21 protein-coding genes and 1 tRNA gene are annotated in these 24,141 nt (G+C 34.3%); 5 read left to right on the top strand and 17 right to left on the bottom strand.

Features of this window, described 5'->3' with window-relative positions; genetic code table 11:
* Nucleotides 1-9: 9 nt before the first annotated feature.
* Nucleotides 10-801: a BtpA/SgcQ family protein gene (locus tag ACT3CE_RS04055; protein WP_444708474.1), complete on the top strand. Its 792-nt coding sequence runs from the start codon at nt 10-12 to the stop codon at nt 799-801.
* A gap of 705 nt (nt 802-1,506) precedes the next feature.
* Here the strand turns inward: ACT3CE_RS04055 and frr are convergent.
* From frr to rplM, 6 genes are all read right to left on the bottom strand, one after another.
* Nucleotides 1,507-2,070, bottom strand: a complete 564-nt coding sequence (gene frr, locus ACT3CE_RS04050; protein ID WP_444708473.1) for a ribosome recycling factor — start codon at nt 2,068-2,070, stop codon at nt 1,507-1,509.
* 219 nt (nt 2,071-2,289) lie between these two features.
* A complete protein-coding gene (pyrH, locus tag ACT3CE_RS04045; RefSeq protein ID WP_444708472.1) occupies nt 2,290-3,000 on the bottom strand; it encodes a UMP kinase in 711 nt (236 codons plus the stop codon).
* Nucleotides 3,001-3,175: 175 nt separating this feature from the next.
* Nucleotides 3,176-4,000, bottom strand: a complete 825-nt coding sequence (gene tsf / locus ACT3CE_RS04040; protein WP_444708471.1) for a translation elongation factor Ts — start codon at nt 3,998-4,000, stop codon at nt 3,176-3,178.
* A 29-nt stretch (nt 4,001-4,029) separates the two neighbouring features.
* Nucleotides 4,030-4,881 (bottom strand): 30S ribosomal protein S2, encoded by an 852-nt coding sequence (gene rpsB, locus ACT3CE_RS04035; RefSeq protein WP_444708470.1) that lies wholly within the window; start codon nt 4,879-4,881, stop codon nt 4,030-4,032.
* A 103-nt stretch (nt 4,882-4,984) separates the two neighbouring features.
* Nucleotides 4,985-5,371 carry a 30S ribosomal protein S9 gene (gene rpsI, locus ACT3CE_RS04030; protein WP_320117975.1) on the bottom strand — a complete coding sequence of 129 codons (387 nt, stop codon included), beginning with the start codon at nt 5,369-5,371 and terminating at the stop codon, nt 4,985-4,987.
* Nucleotides 5,372-5,376: 5 nt separating this feature from the next.
* Complete coding sequence (rplM, locus tag ACT3CE_RS04025; protein WP_444708469.1) at nt 5,377-5,832, bottom strand: 50S ribosomal protein L13; 456 nt, start codon at nt 5,830-5,832, stop codon at nt 5,377-5,379.
* 441 nt (nt 5,833-6,273) lie between these two features.
* Here rplM and ACT3CE_RS04020 point away from each other — a divergent pair, with 441 nt between their 5' ends.
* The gene (locus ACT3CE_RS04020; protein ID WP_444708468.1) at nt 6,274-6,786 is read left to right on the top strand and encodes a DNA-3-methyladenine glycosylase; all 513 of its coding nucleotides are present in this window, start codon (nt 6,274-6,276) and stop codon (nt 6,784-6,786) included.
* Between the two features lie 4 nt (nt 6,787-6,790).
* Here the strand turns inward: ACT3CE_RS04020 and ACT3CE_RS04015 are convergent, their stop codons facing one another.
* The 6 genes from ACT3CE_RS04015 to ACT3CE_RS03990 form a co-directional block, all read right to left on the bottom strand.
* Entirely contained in the window at nt 6,791-7,918 is a 1,128-nt protein-coding gene (locus ACT3CE_RS04015) for a hypothetical protein (protein ID WP_444708467.1), read from the bottom strand.
* 330 nt (nt 7,919-8,248) lie between these two features.
* A complete protein-coding gene (locus ACT3CE_RS04010; protein WP_444708466.1) occupies nt 8,249-8,446 on the bottom strand; it encodes a PspC domain-containing protein in 198 nt (65 codons plus the stop codon).
* Between the two features lie 14 nt (nt 8,447-8,460).
* Nucleotides 8,461-8,955: a DUF4252 domain-containing protein gene (locus ACT3CE_RS04005; RefSeq protein WP_444708465.1), complete on the bottom strand. Its 495-nt coding sequence runs from the start codon at nt 8,953-8,955 to the stop codon at nt 8,461-8,463.
* Between the two features lie 89 nt (nt 8,956-9,044).
* Nucleotides 9,045-10,625 (bottom strand): PspC domain-containing protein, encoded by a 1,581-nt coding sequence (locus tag ACT3CE_RS04000; protein WP_444708464.1) that lies wholly within the window; start codon nt 10,623-10,625, stop codon nt 9,045-9,047.
* A 19-nt stretch (nt 10,626-10,644) separates the two neighbouring features.
* On the bottom strand, nt 10,645-10,968 hold the full coding sequence (locus ACT3CE_RS03995) for a PadR family transcriptional regulator (protein WP_444708463.1): 324 nt from the start codon (nt 10,966-10,968) through the stop codon (nt 10,645-10,647).
* A 20-nt stretch (nt 10,969-10,988) separates the two neighbouring features.
* The gene (locus tag ACT3CE_RS03990) at nt 10,989-11,429 is read right to left on the bottom strand and encodes a hypothetical protein (RefSeq protein ID WP_444708462.1); all 441 of its coding nucleotides are present in this window, start codon (nt 11,427-11,429) and stop codon (nt 10,989-10,991) included.
* Nucleotides 11,430-11,639: 210 nt separating this feature from the next.
* Here ACT3CE_RS03990 and ACT3CE_RS03985 point away from each other — a divergent pair, with 210 nt between their 5' ends.
* Nucleotides 11,640-11,861, top strand: a complete 222-nt coding sequence (locus tag ACT3CE_RS03985; protein ID WP_444708461.1) for a ferredoxin — start codon at nt 11,640-11,642, stop codon at nt 11,859-11,861.
* A gap of 133 nt (nt 11,862-11,994) precedes the next feature.
* Here the strand turns inward: ACT3CE_RS03985 and typA are convergent, their stop codons facing one another.
* Nucleotides 11,995-13,794, bottom strand: a complete 1,800-nt coding sequence (gene typA / locus ACT3CE_RS03980; protein ID WP_444708460.1) for a translational GTPase TypA — start codon at nt 13,792-13,794, stop codon at nt 11,995-11,997.
* Nucleotides 13,795-14,644: 850 nt separating this feature from the next.
* On the opposite strand from typA, the gene ACT3CE_RS03975 reads away from it, so the two are divergent.
* Together ACT3CE_RS03975 and ACT3CE_RS03970 are read left to right on the top strand one after the other, a co-directional pair.
* The gene (locus ACT3CE_RS03975) at nt 14,645-17,197 is read left to right on the top strand and encodes a TonB-dependent receptor (RefSeq protein WP_444708459.1); all 2,553 of its coding nucleotides are present in this window, start codon (nt 14,645-14,647) and stop codon (nt 17,195-17,197) included.
* A gap of 29 nt (nt 17,198-17,226) precedes the next feature.
* Nucleotides 17,227-19,038 carry a choice-of-anchor J domain-containing protein gene (locus tag ACT3CE_RS03970; protein ID WP_444708458.1) on the top strand — a complete coding sequence of 604 codons (1,812 nt, stop codon included), beginning with the start codon at nt 17,227-17,229 and terminating at the stop codon, nt 19,036-19,038.
* 421 nt (nt 19,039-19,459) lie between these two features.
* Here the strand turns inward: ACT3CE_RS03970 and ACT3CE_RS03965 are convergent, their stop codons facing one another.
* From ACT3CE_RS03965 to ACT3CE_RS03950, 4 genes are all read right to left on the bottom strand, one after another.
* Complete coding sequence (locus ACT3CE_RS03965; RefSeq protein ID WP_444708457.1) at nt 19,460-21,532, bottom strand: Ig-like domain-containing protein; 2,073 nt, start codon at nt 21,530-21,532, stop codon at nt 19,460-19,462.
* Nucleotides 21,533-21,757: 225 nt separating this feature from the next.
* Nucleotides 21,758-23,191, bottom strand: a complete 1,434-nt coding sequence (locus ACT3CE_RS03960; protein WP_444708456.1) for an MFS transporter — start codon at nt 23,189-23,191, stop codon at nt 21,758-21,760.
* Nucleotides 23,192-23,227: 36 nt separating this feature from the next.
* Nucleotides 23,228-23,971: a phosphatase PAP2 family protein gene (locus tag ACT3CE_RS03955; protein ID WP_444708455.1), complete on the bottom strand. Its 744-nt coding sequence runs from the start codon at nt 23,969-23,971 to the stop codon at nt 23,228-23,230.
* Nucleotides 23,972-24,065: 94 nt separating this feature from the next.
* A tRNA-Asn gene (locus ACT3CE_RS03950) sits at nt 24,066-24,139 on the bottom strand.
* Nucleotides 24,140-24,141: the final 2 nt, after the last annotated feature.

Raw genomic sequence — 24,141 nt, 5'->3', positions numbered from 1 at the left:
TTAAAAAATATGAACTTAAATAAATCCATAATCGGTATGGTGCACGTACAGGCCCTGCCGGGAACACCACAAAACAGATACAGTATTTCTCAAATTTGCGATATGGCTGTTGAAGAGGCAAAAATGTACACTGAAGCTGGTTTAGATGCTATCATGATTGAAAATATGCACGACATTCCTTACTTAAAAGGAAGTGTGGGACCAGAAATTGTGGCAAGTATGACTGCTGTTGCAAAAGCGGTACGAGAGGCTACCGATTTAGATTTGGGCATACAAATTCTTGCCGGAGCAAATAAAGAAGCACTAGCAGTAGCACAAGCTGCCAATTTCCAGTTTATAAGAGCCGAAGGTTTTGTTTTCGGACACTTGGCCGACGAGGGTTATATGGAATCATGTGCAGGAGAACTGTTGCGTTATCGTAAGGCAATAGGAGCCGATGACATTGAAATTTATACAGATATTAAGAAAAAGCACAGTTCGCATGCTATTACTGCCGATGTTGATATTGATGAAACAGCAAAAGCCGCCGAATTTTTCCTTAGCGATGGACTAATCGTAACAGGCTCGTCAACCGGTAAAGCAGTTTATTTGCACGAACTAAAAAGTTTGAAAGATAAAGTGCATACTCCTGTATTAATTGGATCAGGAATCACCGCCGATAACTTAGCCGAATATTGGGATTATGCATCCGCCTTTATTGTAGGTTCGCATTTTAAGGAAGGTGGGTATTGGAAGAATCCTGTTTCTGCAGAAAGACTGAAAATTTTTATGGAGAAGGTAGAAGAGTTAAAGACTATGTAAATTAAATGTGTTCGATTATAAGTTATAGCCCTAAGATGTTTTTTTATTCTTAGGGTTTTTCTTTTTTATACCACATTACCTTGTTTGAGTATAATATGCTTATAATAAGGATGTATTGGTGTGTTTAATAATTGTATTATTGAGGATAAAAATATTTTTATAGATATTTAGAGAGTTCGTTTTTTTTTACATTTTATTTTTAAAGATATATGAAATGAAAAAATATATAATTTTCTTAATTTTTATAACAGTAGTTATTGGATTAATACAGGTTGTGTTATTACAAAAACAAGTTTCTTTAGTGCTAGTGTTTATATCTGCATTAGGAGGAGTTATTGGTACTTTAATATTGTTTCTTTATGAAAAATATTTACGGAATACTAATTAGTACTATAATGGTTTTTTTTCTTCAAGATATCAGCAAAGGTGTACTATCGAAATGACTATTTCAAATATGAAATTTACCTGTTAGAAATTTGTATAGTATTATTTTCTATTGTTTTTATTTGTTTAATATTTTTTGCAATAAAGAATAAATTAAAAAAGGAAGAAGAACATAAAACAAAGCGACCCTAAGGTCGCTTTGTTCATTTTATACCGATTGATTATTAAATAAAAGTCTGTTCCTACTTTGTTCAACAAACATTTTTAAGAATCTATTGGTATAAACCAAATTGAAAAACTTAAATGAAGTTATAATTTGTTTTATATAGTCATTATATCTTTCTCTTTAGCAGCCAGAAGGTCGTCAATTTTTTTACCGAACATATCGGTCATATTTTGAACTTCAGCTTCAGCATCTTTCTCTAAATCTTCAGAAAGACCCTCTTTAATCAATTTTTTTAATTCAACATTAGTATCTCGTCTTGCATTACGAACACTAACCTTAGCATGTTCACATTCTGCTTTCGATTGTTTAACCAAATCGCCACGACGCTCTTCGGTTAAAGCAGGAATATTAATTCTAATTAATTCTCCATTATTGTCAGGATTAAATCCTAAATTGGAATTCATGATTGCTTTTTCGATAGGAGTAATCATTGCTCTTTCCCATGGCTGAACAGCTATTGTTCGTGGGTCTGGAACACTAATGTTTGCAACCTGAGCCAATGGTGTCATACTGCCATAGTAGTCAACCATAACGCCATTTAACATACTTGGGCTTGCCTTACCGGCACGTATTTTAAGTAATTCTTTTTCAAGATGGTCTACTGCAGATTCCATCTTTTCCTTTGCATCTTCAAGATACATTTGAACTTCTTCATTCATAGGAGAAAGATTTTAGTTGTAATTATTGATCAATGTGTGCTTACAAAAATAATAAAAATTAGCTTTTAACAGTTGGCTGTTGGCTTTTAGCTTGTGTCTTTCTTACTATCAAGAAAGAGATTTTTCTGGAAAACTTATGAGCTTTCTTTCAGAATATCACTAATAAAGATAGCATTTTTCTCTTAAAGCTAATAGCCAATAGCTAAAGGCAAATAGCTTTTAATTGTGAACTACTGTTCCAATGTTTTCTCCTTCAATAATTTTCTTTAAATTTCCTTTGGTATCCATATCGAATACAACAATATTCAAATCGTTTTCCTTACACATTGTGGTAGCTGTAAGGTCCATTATGCGAAGATTTTTGTTATAGATTTCATCGAAAGTTATTCTCTCAAATTTGGTAGCTGTAGGATCTTTTTCAGGATCGGCAGTATAAATACCATCAACACGAGTTCCTTTTAACATGGCATCGGCTTCAATTTCAATTCCACGTAATGATGATCCTGTATCGGTTGTGAAATAAGGATTTCCTGTTCCTGCCGAGAAAATAGTTACGTATCCTTGTTCCAGAAAATCAACAGCTTTTTGTTTCGAATAAAATTCTCCGATTGGTTCCATTCTAATTGCAGTTAACACTCTCGATTTGCATCCAATCGCATCCAATGCAGAGTTCAAAGCCAGACTATTTATAACTGTAGCCATCATACCCATTTGGTCTCCTTTTACACGATCAAAACCTTTGGCAGCACCACTTAGTCCGCGGAAAATATTACCTCCACCAATTACAATTCCAACTTGTACGCCCAAATCAGTAATTTCCTTAATCTGTTCAGCGTAATCGTTTAAGCGTTCCGAATCAATGCCATATTGTTGTTCTCCCATTAGCGATTCACCGCTTAACTTTAAAAGTACACGTTTGTATTTTGCCATTTTTTTTAAGCTGTAAGCTTCAAGCTTTAAGCTTTAAGCTCTGGTTTTTTAATTTTATTAACTACATGCTTTAAGTTGATTACTTTAAGCATTTAAAGTTGAGAAATAATATTGAAAAAGACATAAAAAAAAGAGTTCCTTTTGGGAACTCTTTTTATATGTAATAATAATTGTATTAAGCATTCAAAGTGAAGCGCTTCATTGCAACTACTGTAAGATCTTTGTCAGCTTCGGCAAGATACTGCTTAACAGTTTTCTTTCCGTCCTTAACGAAATCCTGGTTCAATAAAGTAACTTCTTTGAAGAATTTACCTAAACGACCTTGAGCAATTTTGTCAAGAATTTGTTCTGGTTTTCCTTCAAGACGAGCTTTTTCTTTACCAATTTCAAGTTCTTTCGCAACAACATCAGCAGGAACTTCATCCTTGTCAATTGCGATAGGAGCCATAGCTGCTGCTTGCATAGCAACATCTCTACCCATTTGCTCTTCAAGATCTTTATTGAAACCAATCAAAGTAGCTAATTTGTTACCTGCGTGGATATAGGCAACAGCTGCTTCAGCTTCAATTTTATCGAAGAAACTTAAATCGATTTTTTCACCGATAACACCAGTTTGCTCGGTTACGTGCTCTTCAATTTTTCTACCATCCATTTCCAAAGCTTTCAAAGCTTCAAGGTCAGCTGGCATGTTTTCTAAAGCAATATCAAGAATTTTAGTTGCAAATGCTACGAAACCATCGTTCTTAGCAACGAAATCAGTTTCACAGTTCAATGTAATCATTGCACCTTTTTTCTTGTCTGCTGAAACTTTTGCTAATACAACACCTTCAGATGCTTCTCTGTCGGCACGTTTGTTAGCAATAGCCATACCTTTTTTACGGATAATCTCAACAGCTTTATCAAAATCGCCTTCCGATTCGATAAGAGCTTTTTTACAATCCATCATTCCTGCGCCAGTTGCTTTACGCAATTTGGCTACGTCTGCGGCTTTAATAGACATGATATATAGAATTTTTGTGTGTGAATTAATTATTCATTATCATTCTTTTCGGCTTCAGTAGCAGGAGCTTCTGGTGCAGCCGGAGCTTCTTCCTTTTTAGCTTCCACTTTTTTAGCTTCAGCCTTTTTAGCTTCTGCTTTGTGAGCTTTTTTTGGTTTAGACTTCTTGTCTTCAGAAACTTTATCTTTTTCTGCTTTTCTTTCAGTCAAACCATCTTTAATAGCTCCGGTAACTTTATCAAGGATGATAGAAATTGAGTTAGAAGCATCATCATTCGCTGGAATTACGAAATCAATACCTTCTGGGCTTGAGTTTGTATCTACCATAGCAAATACAGGAATTCCCAAACGGTTAGCTTCTTTTACTGCGATGTATTCTTTCATTACATCAACTACAAATAAAGCAGCTGGTAATCTGGTCAGATCAGCAATGCTACCTAAGTTTTTTTCAAGCTTAGCTCTTTGACGAGATACTTGTAGTCTTTCTCTTTTAGAAAGGTGGTTTAAAGTTCCATCTTGTTCCATCTTGTCGATAGATGTCATCTTTTTAACTGCCTTTCTGATAGTAGGGAAGTTAGTTAACATACCACCTGGCCAACGCTCAGTTACAAAAGGCATGTTTACAGCGCTTACTTTTTCAGAAACGATAGCTTTTGCTTGTTTCTTAGTAGCAACAAAAAGAATTTTTCTTCCTGATTTTGCAATTTGTTTTAATGCTGCAGATGCATCATCAAGTTTAACTGCTGTTTTGTGTAGGTCAATAATGTGAATTCCATTACGCTCCATGAAAATAAAAGGAGCCATTTTTGGATTCCACTTTCTTGTTAAGTGACCGAAATGACATCCGGCATCCAACAATTCTTCAAATGTAGTATTTGACATTTTTTTGTTTTTTAAAATCGTTTACATTCATTTTATGGCAATTGCTAAGTAGTTCGAAAAACGAAGTCTTAACAATTTAGATACTAAACCTGCCACAAAAACATTAACGCTTACTAAATTGAAATCTTTTACGTGCTTTAGGTTGTCCTGGTTTCTTACGTTCAACTTCGCGAGGATCACGAGTCATGAAACCTGCAGTTCTTAAAGCAGATTTTGATTCAGCATCAATTTTTACCAAAGCTCTGGAGATAGCCAAGCGAAGAGCTTCTGCCTGACCTGTTACTCCACCACCATCAAGATTTACCTTGATATCGTATTTATCAGCAACCTCTAAAAGGTTTAATGGCTGAGTAACGATGTACTGAAGAGTTCCGGTAGTAAAGTACTCTTTAAGCTCTTTTTTATTGATGGTAATCTGACCTTTACCTTCGCTAACGTATACACGAGCAACTGCTGCCTTTCTACGTCCGATAGCATTAATTACTTCCATACCTGTTATTTAATAGTGTTTAAATCTAATTTCTTTGGCTGTTGAGCTTCGTGCTTGTGCTCACCACCTACGTAAACATGTAGGTTAGTATAAAGAGTTCTTCCTAAACGATTCTTTGGAAGCATACCTTTAACAGCTTTTTCAATTAATCTCTCTGGGTGCTTAGCTAAAAGATCCGCTGGAGATTTAATTTTTTGTCCACCTGGGTGTCCAGTGTAAGAGAAATACTGACGATCGGTTAACTTGTTACCTGTTAAACGAATTTTCTCAGCATTGATAATGATCACGTTGTCTCCACAATCAACATGAGGAGTGTAGTTAGGCTTGTATTTACCTCTAAGTAGTTTTGCTACTTTAGAGCTAAGTCTACCCAACACCTGATTTTCTGCATCGATAACAACCCACTCTTTATTAGCGGTTGCAGCGTTAGCAGAAACTGTTTTGTAACTTAATGTATCCACTTGTAAAACTTTTAATAATTAATACTTTAATACAATTATTCCAATTTGGCTTGCAAAAGTACAAGAATCTCCTAAATACACCAATTTTTTCCTTGATTTATTGACGAATAACTTAACCTATTGTGGATAATCGGGATAATGTGGAGCGGTTAAGCCTCTTTAAAAAATCAAAATTGATAGATTACCCAATATTGAACTGATACTTGCTAAGGGTAGTCAAATCAATAGATTGGGGTGGAATTACTTCGCTAGAAAGCCTATCGGCACAATTTCCCTGCAAAAGTATGAAATAAATTTATCTTGACCTTTATTTTTTGTTGATTTTTTAGGATAAAATTATTTCTGATGGTTTGATATGCAGTTATTAAGGATATAATGGTTTTTGGATGCCTTCAAAATTGTAATTTAGAGTAGTTATTTATTTTTATTATAAAAGCTGGAATGAATGTAAAGATTGCAAGTGAATTTTATTTGCGGGATGTACAAATTGTAGCCGAAGAGCTACTTGGAAAATTAATTGTTCGTAAATATGAGGATGGGACAATTAAGAAATATCGCATTAGCGAAATTGAAATGTATATTGGAGAGGAAGATTTGGCTTGTCATGCTGCAAAAGGAAGAACCGCCAGAACCGAAATAATGTACGATCAGGGTGGTAAGATTTATATGTATCTTATTTATGGAATGTATTGGTTGTTAAATATTGTGACAGGATTAAAAGATCATCCTCAAGCGATTCTTATTCGCGGATTACAGGATATTTCAGGTCCGGGTCGAGTGGGGAAGGTATTGCACTTAGATAAAAGTTTCTATGGCGAAGACCTTAGTGTGTCGGATAGAATCTGGTTGGAGGACGACGGCTTAAATTTTGGTTTTACACGTCATTCTCGTATTAATATTGATTATGCTGGTGATATCTGGAAAAATAAAAAATACAGATATATAATAAAGTAGTAGTTTAGTTCCACTTTATATTCTTTAAAAAGAAATCTCCGTTTATTCTTAGGTAAATTGCGGCAGCATAGTTTTCTTTCGAATTTTTTAAATCATAGTATAAATCGAATTTACCGCCCAAATGAATTCCTTTGGCAACTTTGTGTTCGTAGTAATAGTTAAGGGTAGCTAGTTGTTTTCTCGTTTCAGAAAAATTTTCTTCTGGTATAACACGGGTGGTAAACAATTCTGAGCCTCTTGATGAAGCAAATTTATAAGCATTCCAATATCCTATGCTTAGTTGTGATTTTTTTGTACTAATACCAATTTGAGGGTAAAAAGCATGGCCTTTATCGTAGACGAATTCTTTTTCTGAAGAGTTATCGGAAAAATAGTATCCCATTGCTTTAAAATACCACGATTTTATTTTTGAATTTTTTAGTGTGCGCTCGAATTTTAATCCCGATGCAAAATTGCCTATGGTTTGCACCGATCCTTCTGAGGTATCTATTTCGCCACCTCGGTGCGCAAACATTATTTCAAACGGAACAGATATATTGTTTTTAGACGATTCAGAATTAAGCTTCCAGTCTCCGGTAAGTCCAAAAGTGAATCTTTCCTGAAAAGGATCATTGTCAAGAATAAATTTTTCCCAGTTAATCCAGGTATCGAATTTTAATTTATTTGATTTGTAAAGCAATTGAAAGCCATTTTCACCAGTTTCGATAAAGTAGCGTTCTGGATCAAACAATGGCTCTGATAAATTGTGGTTTTTATCTTGATTTAGGCTACCCATTATAAAGCTTACTTTTTTTGATGCTGCGTAAATAGCCGAGAAGATAGGTTCTGATTCAGTAAAATTTTCTCGTCCAGAATATTTTTGGAGTCTGGCTCCGGCTTCGATTCTAAAGTTGCTGGTAGGGGAGTAGACTAATTTAGGTGTTACCATGTATCCAATCCAGGTTGTTCCTTTCAGGTAGTCTCCGTTGTATTCGTTGTTTTTAACAAAGTTTAAGTTATCGAACCGAAAGAATAATTTGCTACTATCTTTAGGATTAAATTCCTTGAAATTTTGAAAAGGTGATTTTTGCGCAAAAGATACTTGAGCCGCAATCATTAAAAATAGTAGGATGGGTGTAAGTTTTATTTTCATGCTTTATTTTCTTTGTGGAGCGTGCAAAAGTATAATTATTCAGATTTGATTCAGGTTAAAAGTTCTTAAAAATATAAAATGTAAGGTAAACGAGAATGATTTATTTAATAAAATACACCATCTGATATATTGATTGTGAGTTTTGGAGAAGTTAGAATTATGCAAAGAAGGTATTCCTGCCATAAGAGCAATATAAAAAAGGTTTCGCATTAATAAAGACGAAACCTTAGTGTAATTGAATGCTTTGGTAAATAAAAGATGAAAAAGACAAAACTCAGTCTACCAAATTAGAAAGAGGTTTGCATTCAAATTTTACATTCTAACTATCTATTATATTGGTTCGTAATTAGAATCTGGAATTACTAAAGCTAGTATAAAATATACCAATAGCATTAGTGGGTTGAATAATGTTAAAACCAGATATCCTGCACGAACAATTACCGGATCTAATTCGGGATTGATGTAGTGAGATATACCTCCGCATACACCGGCTATTTTTTTATTCTTCGATCGAAATAAGCGTTTCATGGTTTTGGTTTTAGTTACTCATTATTGTTGTCTATGCTAATGTGCGATAATGTTCTTAGTTCATCTACATGAAAATCGCCAAAGAAAGAAACTAGAGAGGTTCTGAACTCGTTATGATGAAGAACGTGAAATTCATTAAACTTTTTACCTTTTCCTTTTGCGTAAAAATGAACTTCATCGGAATCTTCGTCTCGATCTTCGGTTAATACTTCTTTGTAAGAGTTGCCTTTAGAGAGCTGGGAGATTACTATTTTCTTGAATTTTGTTTCGACTCCATTGTCGTGTTTGTAGGTTAAAAACTTTACATTTTTACAGTCTCCTGTTACATTCTTTTCCAATTCATCTTCGTCAATATCAAAATCGAGATTTTTTAAAAACGAGCCTGAAAAACTAAAGCTGTTAAAATTATCGATATTAGAATATTTGGCATGTAGTTTTTCACCTTTTGTTTGGGCTTGCATTAGTATTGGTAATGCAATAGCTATCAATAGAATTACAATTTTTCTCATCTTTTTTATTTTAAAATTAAATTAGTTCACAGCAGTTTAATGTTCAAATAAAAATGGTATTGCTGCAAAATATGAATAGATCTGTTAATTTATTCAACTCGGCTTAAGCCTTCTTTTTTCATAATCCACATTTGGTCTAACATGTCAAAATCCCAGGTGTTTGATACATTATCAATATCGTGAATTATTTTTCCCATTGTATCGTCAAGATAAACTACTTTTCCCTCTGGAACCTTTATGGTAATCTGGATTTTTTGGTTTCTCCATTTACTTTCGTTAGTTAATGTAAAAAACTGATTAAAAGTGACCAGTGAGTCTGTTTGAGCCCATTTGTAATCTATTTCTCTTGCGTTTTCACTTGCTATTTCTCTTGAACTTCCGCGAGCTTTTTTTCTAATTTTAATTTCAAAATTGTCGGAGTAGCTTTTTTCAATGTCGAGTGTTGGTTCTCCTACTATCAATTCTTTCTCGTCGTTCATGTACACTTTTATCTGATCAAAATCTAAATGTCCTTCGTACCAATCATCGTCAATATTATTGATTGTTTTTAGGTAAAGAGTGTCGCAAGTAGTTGTTTTTAAGTCGTAGCTTTCTGTATTATGAGTGCTGCTATGCATGTATCCTTTTATCTGCGAAAAGCTTAGGGATATTAATAATATAATACCTGTTAACCAAACAGCGAGTGCCGAAAAGCCAATTACTTTATTGTTTGTTTTAAACTTAAAAATGAGCTTTATACCTGCAAAAATTAATAGCATTAACGGAATTGCAATTACTATAATCAGGCCAATTGTAAATAGGGTAATGCTTGTACCATCGAGAAATAGTCGTGGAAACATTGCTCCGGGAAAATTAAAATTAGCAAAAGGGCCAAAATAGCTATGTGCAAATATCATTGAGCCAATAAAACTGATTAGTGATATAAAGCCTGCAAATATGAATCCGACTCCCAGTAGAATAATTATCACTTTAAGAACTAACCGGAGTGCTGAGCCCAGAAAATCAATTGCCCGATCGAAACCATCTTTTACTTGTGGTCCATTTTTTTCTCTCATTTTATCGAAGTTCTCTTTTACATCTTTGTATTCATCCTTAATTGATTCTTCGATATTGGAAATATTTACTTTCTTGCCTCTCATTTCCAACTTTTGAGTGGTAGTAATGGCTTTAGGCACTACAATCCAAAGTATGATGTATAAAAGTAAAGGAAATCCATATCCGAAAATAAAGAAGAGAACAAAAAGTAGTCTGATAAATACTACATCGATTCCAAAATATGCAGCAAGTCCGCTCGAAACACCACCTAATATTCTGTGGTCAGGATCTCGAAATAGTCTTCTTTTTCTTTTGCCGGCAGGGCTTTTTTCCGAATTTGTATGATCTTCCTGATCGTCGGTTTCGGTATCTGCAGCGAATATTTCTTCGGGTTTACCCATTATATCAACAACTTTCTCAACCATATCAAGGTTTACGACCTGATCTTTTGAGCCAAGTTTTTCATGAAAAATTTCAGCAATTCTGGATTCAATATCTGATATGATTTCTCGTCCTTCTTCGCCAGCCCCATAATGAGCATTAAGGGTTCGCAGATATCCCTGTAATTTTTCAAAAGCATCTTCATCGATGTGGAAAATACTTCCGCTTATATTTATCGTTAATGTCTTTTTCATTTGTATCAGGTTTTGAGTCTTACTTTTTAATGGTTGTTACTGCATCCACCAATTCTTGCCACGAGTGGTCCAGTTCTTTCAGAAAATCGTTACCTACTTCGGTGCTGGTGTAGTATTTTCGTGGAGGTCCCTGTGTTGATTCTTCCCAACGATAGCTGAGTAGTCCTGCATTTTTAAGTCTGGTAAGTAGTGGGTAGAGTGTTCCTTCCACAACTATCATTTTGGCTGCTTTTAATTCTTTAATAATATCGGATGCATAGGCATCGCTTTGTGATAGAATGGAAAGAATACAATATTCCAGCACTCCTTTTCGCATTTGGGCTTTCGTGTTTTCTATTTTCATTGTTGGAATATTTATGCTGTTTAAATTCTTGATTTTACATTTCCTGGATGATTAAGAAAAGCTTTATGCTTTTTCTTTTCGCTTGTTGTTTTATTTGTATCTCTTTTTGTTTTTATAGGCTCCGAACTAATTGTACACTTTGCTTTTATATCAATTATAATATTTGGTGTTTTCTTAGTGCTTACATTTTCCGGACTGGTTAAAATGTCTTTGCAGACTTTAAGGTTTTCTTCAAAAATTAAAATTCCTCTGTCGAGATATCCTTTTTCTGCTTCCGGCTTATGTAGAGAGCTTTCTGGAATAGAGAATTTTTGTAGTGTAAAATCTACAATGGGAGCTAATAGCTGGCTCGTTTTATTATTGATATTTGTGAATTGAGCATGGCTTTCAAATGTTAATGTTGTAATGATACTTAGTAAGAACATGGTTCTTAAAAGTTTGTTTGAAATGGAATTTTTCATGGTCTCAAAAATTATAATACTAGCCGTAACATACAAGCTTGTTATACAAATATACATATAAAAACAGGTAATATGCAATACATAGTACTGTAAAAATAATAAAATACATTCTAAAATACTGATTAGTAGTATTATAAAAAAATTAATATTTTTCTGTTATATTCGAGGATTAGAAACTAATTGAAGTAAAATCATGAATTTCAATAAAAAATGAAGAAAATTTTTCACAGAAGAGAGAAATGTATTGGCTGTAGTTATTGTATTGAAATGGCTCCCGAGTTCTGGAAAATGAATGAGGAAGATGGAAAGTGTGATTTGCTTGGGTCTAAGCTTATAAAACAAGAATTTGTTGTAGAGATATTTGCCGATGAGATTGAAATGAATGAAAAAGCTGCCAGGATATGTCCAGCTAAGTGTATAAAAATTTTGTAATAGTTTCTATAGGCTAGGGAAAGCTTGTATAGAATTTTCGATAAAAATAAAGAGCGACTGCATCATGCAATCGCTCTTTTATATTCTTAAGCTCGAGAAAAATTATTTATTTGCCCAAGTTTGTTTGTAAAGCTTATGATTTTGAAGCTCTTTTTCTATCAATTTCCGAAAGTAAGATTTTACGTAAACGAATATTATTAGGTGTTACCTCAACATATTCATCTCCCTGGATATATTCCAAAGCCTCTTCTAAAGAGAAGATTACTGGAGGAGCCAATCTCACTTTATCATCGGTACCTGAAGTACGCATGTTAGTAAGTTTTTTGGTTTTGGTTACGTTAATGTCCAAATCGCCGGCACGAGTATTCTCACCAACAACTTGTCCTTTGTAAATTTCGGTTTGTGGAGCTACGAAAAAACGACCTCTATCTTGAAGTTTGTTTAGTGCATAAGCAAAAGTAGTTCCTGTTTCCATTGCAATTAATGAACCATTAATACGACCCGAAATTTCACCTTTGTAAGGTAAGTATTCGTGGAAACGGTGAGACATAACAGCTTCACCTGCTGTAGCAGTAAGAATCTGATTTCTCAAACCAATAATTCCTCGTGAAGGAATGTGAAACTCAAGGTGGATACGATCTGCTTTACGTTCCATTGTAAGCATTTCACCCTTACGTTGAGTGATTAATTCAATTGCTTTTCCTGATACATCTTCTGGAAGATCGATATATAAAATCTCAATAGGTTCGCATTTTTCGCCAGCAATCTCTTTAATGATAACCTGTGGCTGACCAACCTGAAGTTCATATCCTTCTCTTCTCATTGTCTCGATTAAAACAGACAAGTGAAGAACACCACGACCAAATACGTTGTATGAATCTGCCGAATCGGTAGGAACAACACGAAGAGCAAGGTTTTTCTCAAGTTCAAGTTCTAAACGATCAATTAAGTGACGAGAAGTCACATATTTACCATCTTGTCCGTAGAAAGGAGAGTTGTTAATGGTAAAAAGCATACTCATGGTAGGCTCGTCAATAGCAATAGGATCTAATGGTTCTGGATTTTCAAGATCACAAATAGAATCTCCAATATCGAAACCATCGATACCAACTAAAGCACAAAGTTCGCCTGATTTAACACTTGTAACTTTTTCTTTGCCTAGTCCGGTAAATACGTGTAGCTCTTTAATACGCGATTTTTTAATACTGCCATCGCGTTTTGCAAGACTAACATCCATACCTTCTTTTAGCTCGCCACGATGAACTCTACCCACAGCAATACGACCAACGTAATTAGAGAAATCTAAAGATGTAATTAACATCTGAGGAGTGCCTTCCAATACTTTTGGTTCTGGAATGTATTCAATAATAGCATCAAGAATTGCAGTGATATCTTTAGTTGGAGTTTTCCAGTCTTTGGACATCCAGCCTTCTTTTGCCGATCCATAAATGGTTGGGAAATCTAATTGCTCTTCGGTAGCTTCAAGATTGAACATTAACTCAAAAACCTGTTCCTGAACTTCTTCCGGACGACAGTTTGGTTTGTCAACTTTGTTAACAACTACAACAGGCTTAAGACCTAATGCAAGAGCTTTAGATAAAACGAATCGTGTTTGTGGCATTGTACCTTCAAAAGCATCTACTAAAAGTAATACTCCATCAGCCATGTTTAATACACGCTCAACTTCACCTCCAAAGTCGGAGTGACCTGGTGTGTCAATAATGTTAATTTTAACATCATTGTATTCAAGAGATACGTTTTTTGACAAGATGGTAATTCCACGCTCTCTTTCCAGGTCGTTGTTATCCAGAATTAAATCTCCTGGATTTTCATTTTTTCTAAAAATGTTACTGTGCATTATCATTTTATCAACCAAAGTTGTTTTTCCGTGGTCAACGTGAGCGATAATGGCAATGTTTCTTAATTTCTTCATCTTGTATTTACATTTTTCGGGCTTCACCCCTTTTAAATAAGTCAACTTTAATTAAAGTTCGCAAACTTATAGAATACGATCTTGTTTCATCAAAGGCAATCTTCGTTTTCTGAAATATGAAACGAATATGAACTTTGGTATGCTTATTTGTTTAAATAAGTATGTTAAAATTCATCGAGAGTTCCATCTGATTAATGTATAAAATCATATGCAGATGAATTTATTGTAACAGAATCGATTGCGCTGCTAAAATTGCGGCTGCAAAAGTACGGTTTATTTTTCGGAAATTATCTTTTTGGAAGGAATAATTTACACGATTCATTTGATCCCTATTATTTAGCGTTCATTTAAAGTTAACTTAACAGCTTATATTGACAATTGTTTTAGTTTTGTCGTGTTTTAAAAATTACAATTGATAATTTAGATTAATAATAAGTAAACTGTTGAAAAATTCTGGAAATAAGTGATTACTTATATTTGCTAAGTTTTGTTTGGTTATATATGTAGAATAATGAAACAGGAATGCTTTGTAACTATATGTTTGGGTGGTTTTTGATTATGTATTTTAAATAAAAAACAGTAACTTCCCGCTCCTGAATTTTGAATGCAGTTAACTTAAAATACATCATTTTTATATCCTAAAGTCGGAGAACTTGTCCTGTTTTTCAGTAAGGAAAAATATTTTTTCGATGAACAAGAAAAATTAAATGATGAACAGCGAATAATTCACAATGGATTATTTGGGAATAAGTTTTAAACAAACCATTTTTGTAGTCCTTTTTCTCGTAGGAAAAGTGAGATGATTCTGTGGCGACGTTGCCGCATAATTACTAACCTAACAATTCGTTTTATGAAAAAATTGATGAGAAGTATTCTGTCAATGGCAGCAATTATGACGCTGTCTATTGCAGCGATTGCTCAAACCACTGTAAAAGGTGTGGTCGTAGACGGAGATTCTGGTGAAAGTTTACCAGGAGCTTCAATTGTTGTACCAGGCACAACTGCAGGTACAGTTTCAGGTTTTGATGGTTCATTTGCGTTTCAATTACCAGATGGTGCATCGAAAGTTATAGTAAGTTTTGTTGGATTTCTTGACAAAGAAATCGCTCTTTCAGGAGCACAGGATTTAGGAACTATTAAATTAGAGTCTGATGCTGTTGGTTTGAATGAAGTAAGTGTTATGGCTTCGATCGTTACTGATCGCCAAACTCCAGTTTCTGTTTCTACTGTATCAACAGATATAATAGAAAATAAATTGGGAACTCAGGAATTTCCTGAGATTCTAAAATCTACTCCATCAATCTATACTTCGAAAGAAGGTGGAGGATTTGGAGATGCTACTGTTTATGTTCGTGGTTTCGATTCTAATAACGTTGGAGTATTGATCAATGGTATTCCTGTTAACGATATGGAATCAGGTAAAGTTTACTGGTCGAACTGGGCAGGACTTTCTGATGTTACTCGTACTATGCAGGTTCAGCGTGGTTTAGGTGCATCTAAATTAGGTCTTTCTTCTGTTGGGGGTACTATTAACGTACTTTTGAAATCTTCAGATGCTAAAAAAGGAGGAGTTGTAAAAACAAGTGTGGCGAACGATGGTCGTAAAAAACAATTGTTTTCTGTTTCAACAGGTTTAATGGATAATGGTTGGGCAGTTACTTTATTAGGATCTCATACTTATGGTAGCATGTGGGCAAAAGGAACGGAATTTGATGCCTGGGCTTATTATGCAAATATTTCTAAGAAAATTAATGAGAAACATTCTCTTGCTTTCATGATTACAGGTGCTCCACAATGGCACAATCAACGTGGAAATAAGCACACGATTCAACAATACAGAGAAAATAGAGATGAGTTCAAATATAACTCAGATTATGGTATCCGTGATGGAAAAGAGTATGGTGGAGCTTATGGATATAACTATTATCACAAGCCTCAGGCTCAGTTGAATCACTATTGGAATATTGATGATCAGACTAATTTAACTACTTCTGTTTATGCTTCTATTGGTACAGGTGGAGGCCGTCGTATTGATGGCAATGAAAAAAATTGGTTAGGTGTAGACAGGTATTCTGGAGCTGATTATGATGAGACAATGAGAACTGGAGACGGTTTATTGGATTTTGATGGAGCTGCTGCTCGAAATGCAACTTATGTTGCTGAAGGGTCACAAGCTATAATTGGTAACTCAGTAAATAATCATACTTGGGCCGGAATATTGTCAACAATGACTAAAAATATCGATAATTTAAAACTTACTGCAGGTTTTGATGGTCGTTATTATAAAGGAGAACATTATAAAGAAGTTGATGATTTATTAGGAGGTAATTTTTTCCTTGATGATTCAAATGACAATAGAGATGCAAATGCCAAGTTGAAAAAAGATGATAAGTATTCTTATCACAACGATGGTAAAGTGTTATATACAGGATTATTCGGACAGGGAGAGTATGTATCTGATGATTATAGTGCATTTTTATCTGCGGCTATATCACGTAAAGCATACAAGCGTATTGATTATTTCCAATATGCTCCAGGAAACCAGGAATCTGACTGGGAAGATTTCTTTCCATGGAATGTGAAAGCTGGTTTCAACTACAAGATTAACTCTATTCACAATGTATTTGTAAATGGTGGTTACGTTGAGCGTACTCCTTATTTTTCAAATGTATTCCTGAATTATACAAATGAGGTAAACGAGGATGTGAAATATGAGAAGATTATTACTGCTGAACTTGGATATGGTTTCACCACTAAAAACTTTGATGCTAAAGTAACAGCATACTATACTAATTGGATTGATAAAGGTTTAGTGATGAGTCTGCAGGGACAAACTGCTAACATTTCAGGTTTGAATCAGTTGCATAAAGGTGTTGAAATTGAAGCAAATTATAAGCCTAGTAAGAAATTTAGTGTTAGAGGTATGATTTCTATCGGTGATTGGACTTATCAAGATGATGTAAACTTTAATTTATACGATGATAATAATGTATTGATTGATGAATTTAATGCATATATTTCTGATGTACACGTTGGTAACTCAGCTCAGTTGACAGGTGCTGTTGAAATTAACTACGAAGTACTTCCTAAATTAAGAGTGGGTATAGATTACTTATACAATGGTAAGCATTATGCTGATTTTGATCCTACTAACAGAACAAATGGTGTTGAAGATAGAGTAGACTCTTGGGAAATGCCTGATGTTAACCTAATAGATATGAGCTTAAATTATAAGTTTAAGATCGGCAACCTTGATGCATCTCTTAATGGTAAAGTAAACAACTTGTTCAATGTTGAGTACGTATCTAAAGCTGATGATGGAAATCAGCACAATGCAAATTCTGCACTTGTTTGGTATGGTTATGGAACAACTTGGTCAACAGGTTTAAAAGTTAAGTTTTAATCATTATTATCACCATTAAATTAATTAAGATGAAAAAATTTATATATATGCTTTCATTGCTTGCGATTGTTTTTGCAGGTTGTGATCCAATGGAAGATACTTATGATGAGCTGGATGCTTTAGATAAAGTAACATTTGATGCAACTCAGCTTGAAATGACTTTAACAGCTGATGATTATTCAGCGATTAGCAATTTAGCATTGAAGACTGCACAAAATGAGGCAGATACTATTTTGGCGAAACAAATTGCATCTTTAGTAAGCTTTAGCGATGAAAGACCTGCTTCTGCATACATGCCTGCTTATTTAAATTCTCTTTATCAAACTTTAGATCAAACATCTTCTGTTAAGGTTAATTACAATTACGATACAAGAGATTTAGATTATTTAACAGCTTATACTGGAGCTCCTTATTTTAAGTTAGGTGAAGATGAGTACGCAATGGTAAATGAGTTGATTGCTTCGGCTCAATATTTTTCTCCAAGTTACCCAGCTAATGAATCTTTACCATCAATTTTAGCAGGTAAATATCCAGATGCTGTTGATGGTGATGTTAGTTTGGTTCGTTACGATTACAGAGATACTGATCCTAATCCTAATGAGTATTCAGAGAAAACACTTTTCTCTGGAAACTTCGAAGAAGATTTAAGTCAATTCACCACTATCTCAGTTACTGGTGATGATCAGAATTGGTATGCTTCTAGTTATAATGGACAAGCTTATGCAAAAATGTCTGCATTTAAAGATGGTGCAGCAATCGAAAATGAAGATTGGATGATTACTCCTGAGATAGATTTATCAGAAGTTACTGAGCCTGTTTTAAATATTAATCAGGCGCTAAATTTTGCAGATGATACTCAGGAAACTTTTGTTTATATAAGCGATAAGTATGATGCAGCAAATGATTTAGATGCTGCAGATTGGACAGAGTTAACAATTGAGAATGCACCAGAAGGTGATAGCTGGAGTTTTGTTGAGTCTGGAGACATTGATTTATCTGCTTTTGAAGGTAAAAAAGTACATATTGCCTTTGTTTATAAATGTTCTGCCGCAAATGCTCCTACTTGGGAGATTGCTCAGGTTGATATTACAGGCTTAGGTCAAGGTGCAGAAGGTGAAAAAGTAGAAGAATACTACGAGTATGACGGAAGTGCTTGGGCAAAATCAGATGTTTATTATTTACAAAGAGATGATTACACAGAAATGGGTAGCGGTCCTGGTAAATATGGTAACTTCTCAAGCTCTGTTCCTGCAGAAGATTATCTACCAACTTTCTTAAGCATGAATTACCCTTACGCACAAGAAGGTGATGTTATGGTAATGGCTTATAGATATTATTCAGGAGGTACAAAAACTATTGCTGCTGAGTATACTTATTCTGAAGGTGCTTGGAACTCAATGCCAGTTAAAATGGATCAGTTCGTATTCTATGGTACAGAGGGATGGAAATTTGATCCAACAGTTTCACATACGATGACATCTGACGATTATCAAATTATTGTAGATTATTCTGTTGCTACACACGGTAAAACTTCGGATTATGATGATTCTGAATATTATTATGGAGCAGGAGCTAAGTATACTAACTTCGATATTAGAAGTGGAAAATCTGATAGTAGTTTTGCTACATGGCAAGATGCAGTTAAAGAAGGTATAAAAACAGCTTATTTGCCAAATAAATATCCAGAAGCTGTAGCTCAAGTACAAGGAGTTGATGTACATTACATTATTACCTTCAATACTTATGATGGTTCAAACACCACATATTCTATTGAATTTAAATGTACTAAGTCTGCGCCAAATCCTACATTTGAGTATGTAGAAGGTCCTACATTGAAGTAATAAAATACTTTATATATTTAACCCCGGATCATTATGATTCGGGGTTTTTTTATTCTTTTAAATACTGAGTAAGAATATTCTTATTCTTGATTTTTGTCGTATTATTTAAAAGCTAAGTCATTTTTGGTATGTATCGTAGAAGTATACATGTGTTGTTTATAATTTTTATGTGCTTTGTGAACTGGAATAGTATTTACCAGATCTGTATTATTCTGCATTAGCTTTTTTATTTTCTCAGGATAACTAAATATATCAGTTAACAGTTTTATACCCTTCAGCATTATTGATAATATCTTGTTTTAGCTAGTAATTAGTGTTGATCATAAACAACTTAATATATTGCATTTAAAACTCGAATTAGAGCAATAAAAAAGACTGTTTCGAAGTTGAAACAGTCTTTATAGCTATAGTGCTTTAAATCTTATCTTTTTAGTAGTTTTTTGGTGATTCTGCTTCCATCAGAAGAAACAAAAGTGATAAAATACATTCCTTTGGCAAGATTGTTTAATGATATTCTTGTATCTGGAGATTTTACTTCCATAATATTACGCCCTGTAAGGTTCGTAATATGAATTGAAACAACCTTATCCATATTGGTTAATTTTATTTCGGTTGTTGCCGGATTAGGGTAGAAAGAAGGTACTCCATCGGCATATAAATCATCAATTCCTGTAATTACCTCAGTTGTAAAATTCCAATCGGTATCTGATGATATTCCTGCAAATTCAATTCCATTGGTACTAACAAAGGCATCATTATCAATTAGAATATAATACTCGCTACTTCCTTCAAGACTTTCAGCAATATCGAAACTTACTTTTTCTCCATTATAAAAAGCTTCTGATGCAGCGATACTTTCAATTTCATCATCATAGATATTGTAAATAGTTAAATTTCCATTTCCAGCTTCTATCTCTTTGTCGAAAGTTAATTCTAAATCCGTTTCAATTGAGATATTATTACTATTGTCTTCGGGGCTAATAGAAATTAAATTTGGCGCTGTATATATCGTTGTAAAGTTCCAGCTTGATTTATCAGATATTCCTTCAAAAGTATTAGAGGAAGCGTCAGTAATTGTTCCATTATCTATTACAACGTAATATCTTGTTCCTTCTGCAAAGTCATTTAAAGGATCAATAGTTACTTTTTTATTCGAGAATGTTAATTGATCATCAGATGCACTGATATTTTCAAAAACTTCGTCAGTCTCGAAATTTTTAATAATTATATTACCAGTCCCTGCTTGAATATTTTCGTTAAATGTAATAACTAAATTTGCACTTAACGAGATATTGGTTTCTCCATTTTCGGGCGATAAATTGGCAATTGCCGGACTTTCAGAATCGATATACGTTGTAAATGTCCAAGTGTCTTTGTTCGATATTCCTTCAAAAGTATTAGATGAGGCATCAATAATGGCAGCATTATCTATTAACACATAATATTTAACCCCATTTTCAAGTTCCGAATTTAACTCAATATCAACAATATGACTAGTGTATGTAATTTGATTACTATTAGTTGAAATGCTTTCAACAAGGGTTTCATCATCATATTTATAGATGGTAATATTTCCTGTTCCAGCATCTATATCTTCGTTAAACGTAATTGTAAGGTCGGTTGTGGATGAAACATTTTCTTCGCCGTTTGCAGGAGAAACTGCTGTAATTTCAGGACTATCGACATCAACTACTGTTGTCCAAATTTCCTCAATCCATTCCGGATGATTGATAAAAGGATTTCGGTTTCCCTGAATTTCATATACTTTTTCGTTACGGGTCAATTCTGCATCATCAACAGGATCTTCTAGGTTCCACTCTTTAAGTGTTGATAATTTACCAAAGAAAGGTTCAGTGTAGTTGTCTTTACTGTAGCTCATATCATCTGTCATTTCTAGTTCTGGTTCATCACCTTCACCTTCATAACGAACTGCCATGTAGAAAATCATACGGGCAATATCACCTTTTACAGCGTCACGAGGTTCCCAGGAATCACTATCGTAATTACATTCTGTGGCTTCACTGTGAGCTTCTCCGCCATTATCAAAAAATAAATTGCTACGAGAGCTATTTACGCTACGATCGCATGCACGCAAGTGATGAATATCGGTACCAGCACCAGGATCGGTACCAAAATCTCCATGAGATTTGGCCCAAATATGCTCCCGATTCCAGGAGTCATTATCTCCACTTCCATTATCCTGATGCGATTTGTCTTCACTTCGTCCTGTATAAATAAGGATAATTTTGGTTTCATCATTCGGATCTTCATCTGTTTCCTTTAAAGCATCCCAAACATCGTATTCACTTGATGTATACGGAAGAACAGTATTTCCCTTAATAATATTATGAAGAGCTGTTTTTAACTCATTACCGGTTTTTCCTGTAGCAGATTGGTAATATTCTTCGGTACTTGTTTGAGCAAAAGCTAGACTGCTTAAGCTTAACAGTGCGTAAAGAATTAATAGAGATTTTGAGTGTAAAAGTTTAATCATATAATATGCCTTAACGTGTTTCTAATTAGTTGGTTGAGTAGCATAAATGGTTGTGTGGTTGAGTATACTGCGAATAAATTACAGAATAGTAAGTTTCGAAGTATAGGATAATGATGGCAAATTATGAAATATCCTGCAGACAACCTTGGTTTTGAGTGACATTTTGATGAAAAAGTAAAAAAAATCCCGCTATTGCGGGATTAAGAAATATTAATATATAATAATTTAAGCTTTTTTGTTTAAAAGTAATTTGTCGTAAAAATACAGAGCAACAACAGCAAATAATCCAATAGCTAAAATTACATACCATATTTTCGATGGATTGTAGGAGGTCCAAAGATAGTTTGTTAATTCCATTGGATTCATATCCATAGCTTTTGCAGCTTGGGTAAAGTATTCATTTTGAGAAAGACTTTCCGATATTTCAAGCCCGCGTTTAGCAACTTCCTGTTTTACGAACACGGTTTTGTCCGACATTTCCTGATAAACATTACCCGATATTATTCCAGCAAATACATTACCAAGAAATACAGGAATAAATGAATATCCCATATAAAGGGCTTTTTTATCAGCAGGAGCAATTCGGCCAATATATTCTGTAATTTTAGGAGATCCTGCCATTTCACCAATTGCAAAAATGTAAATTGCGGCAAATGTAAAAAGTACATTCTGTGTAAATAGGGTTAAAGACATTCCAATTGCACAAACCAGAAATCCTGTCATCATAGTTTGTAGTGGTTTCCATTTCATTACAATTGTGGAAACAATAATTTGGAAAATGATAATAAACAAAGCATCAAAATTTGTTATGAACTCAGCCTCCATTTGTCCATTGTGAGTACTGTAATTTTCGCTAAAGAATGGCAGGTAAGAATGGAAGAAGTTATAGACAACTGATGTGTCAACCCATTGGGCTATGAATACCGGAAGGGTGAAAAAAAGCTGATTGTACATGGTCCAGAAACCGGCAATTATTAGTAAGAAAAGCATAAACTTAAAGTCGACAACTACTAATGCAATATTTTTAAATACATTGGATATAGAGGTACCCAGCGAGTCGTTGTTAGGTTTGCGATCGGGTTCTTTATAAAAAAGAAGCAATATAAAGTTAAGAGACACTATACCAGCAGAAATATAGAAAACCAAATCGTAGGACGAGTTCTTAAAAAGAAGAGTTACCATTGGACCAAAGAAGGCACCGATGTTTACCATCATATAAAAAATTCCGAAGCCAATTGAAGCAGTTTCATCGGTAGTGGTTTTAGCAATGGTTGCCGATATAATTGGTTTAAAAAGAGCAGCTCCTAATGCCAAATACAAATACATAATAAAAACTCCTGTGAATGTATCAAACATAGGAAGCAGAATAAATGCCGAAGTGTAGATAATGAAAGCAATGAAGAGGACTTTCTTGTAGCCGTATCTATCTGCTATTGATCCAGTGATGACGGGAAGAAAATAGAGTATACCTGTTCCAATTCCCATTAGCATACCTTTTTGTGCCTGAGTAAATTCAAGTCCGCCAACATCTGATGATCCAGTAAGGTAATTGGCGAATAGCATAAAGAAGCCATACCAGGCCCATCGCTCAAAAAGTTCTATTGTGTTTGCTACCCAAAATGTTTTTGGGAATTTTTTAAAGACACTTGCAATGCTCATGTTTAGAGGTTTTTTGTTGTGTTATTTGCTTACTAATTAAAATTTTATAACAATGCCGTTCCCATTAAAAAGAACGCGTTGATTTTTTCGTTTCTGAAAATAAAGACCTGCAAAATAGCCAATTCCTCCGCCTAAAACAACATCGGATAGCCAGTGGCGGTTTCGGTACATTCTTGCTAAACTTACCGATACGGGAATTACATAAATCCATTTGCTATATTCTTCGGCAAAGGGTGTGAATACAGACCATGCTACAAAAGTATGTCCCGAAGGAAAGGATTTGGTATTATTTGTTGTTCCGCCAAATGCATCGAAATGCATGTTGCCATAATTTTGATCGGGACGTGATCGTCCTGCCAGCATTTTTATTCCTTCGGTTAAAATTGCACCTGTTAAGAGTGCTTTTCCTGAGTTAAGGGCTGTTGTAGAAAGTCGTTTATCTTTTATAATAGTTCCAATGGCCCATGTAGCCACAATAGATGGTGCAATAATTTTTTTCTCCCCAAATTCGTTAAAGAAATTCGTGTATTTATCAACAGAAGAATTTTGGTTTGCCTGTATTCTGTCACTAGTCCATTCATCAATTAAAAAGGCGCTGCCGAGTAGGCCACCAAAAATAATTAAATTTTTGCTCGAGAATACTTCTTTTCCTAATCCTGGATTTAGGATATTTCTAGAGTTCTTAAAATATGGAATAGAGTCATTTTGTTTCTGACTAAAGGTTTTTATTTGAAAAGATAGAATTAGCGTAAAAACAAATAGGTATTGAAGCTTTTTCACATTGACAGATTTAGATTGCCAACAAAAATAAGAAATTTTGAATAGGATAGCTTAAAAATAAAAAAGCCATCCAAAAAAAATGGATGGCTTTCTGCTCCCTCTCTAGGACTTGAACCTAGGACCCTCTGATTAACAGTCAGATGCTCTAACCAACTGAGCTAAGAAGGAAT

Origin of the sequence: Marinifilum sp. RC60d5, assembly GCF_052400665.1 — a bacterium.
GTDB lineage: Bacteria > Bacteroidota > Bacteroidia > Bacteroidales > Marinifilaceae > JBQTGK01.
The sequence above is the reverse complement of the archived record's forward strand: the minus strand, read 5'-3'. Positions and strand labels throughout refer to the sequence as shown.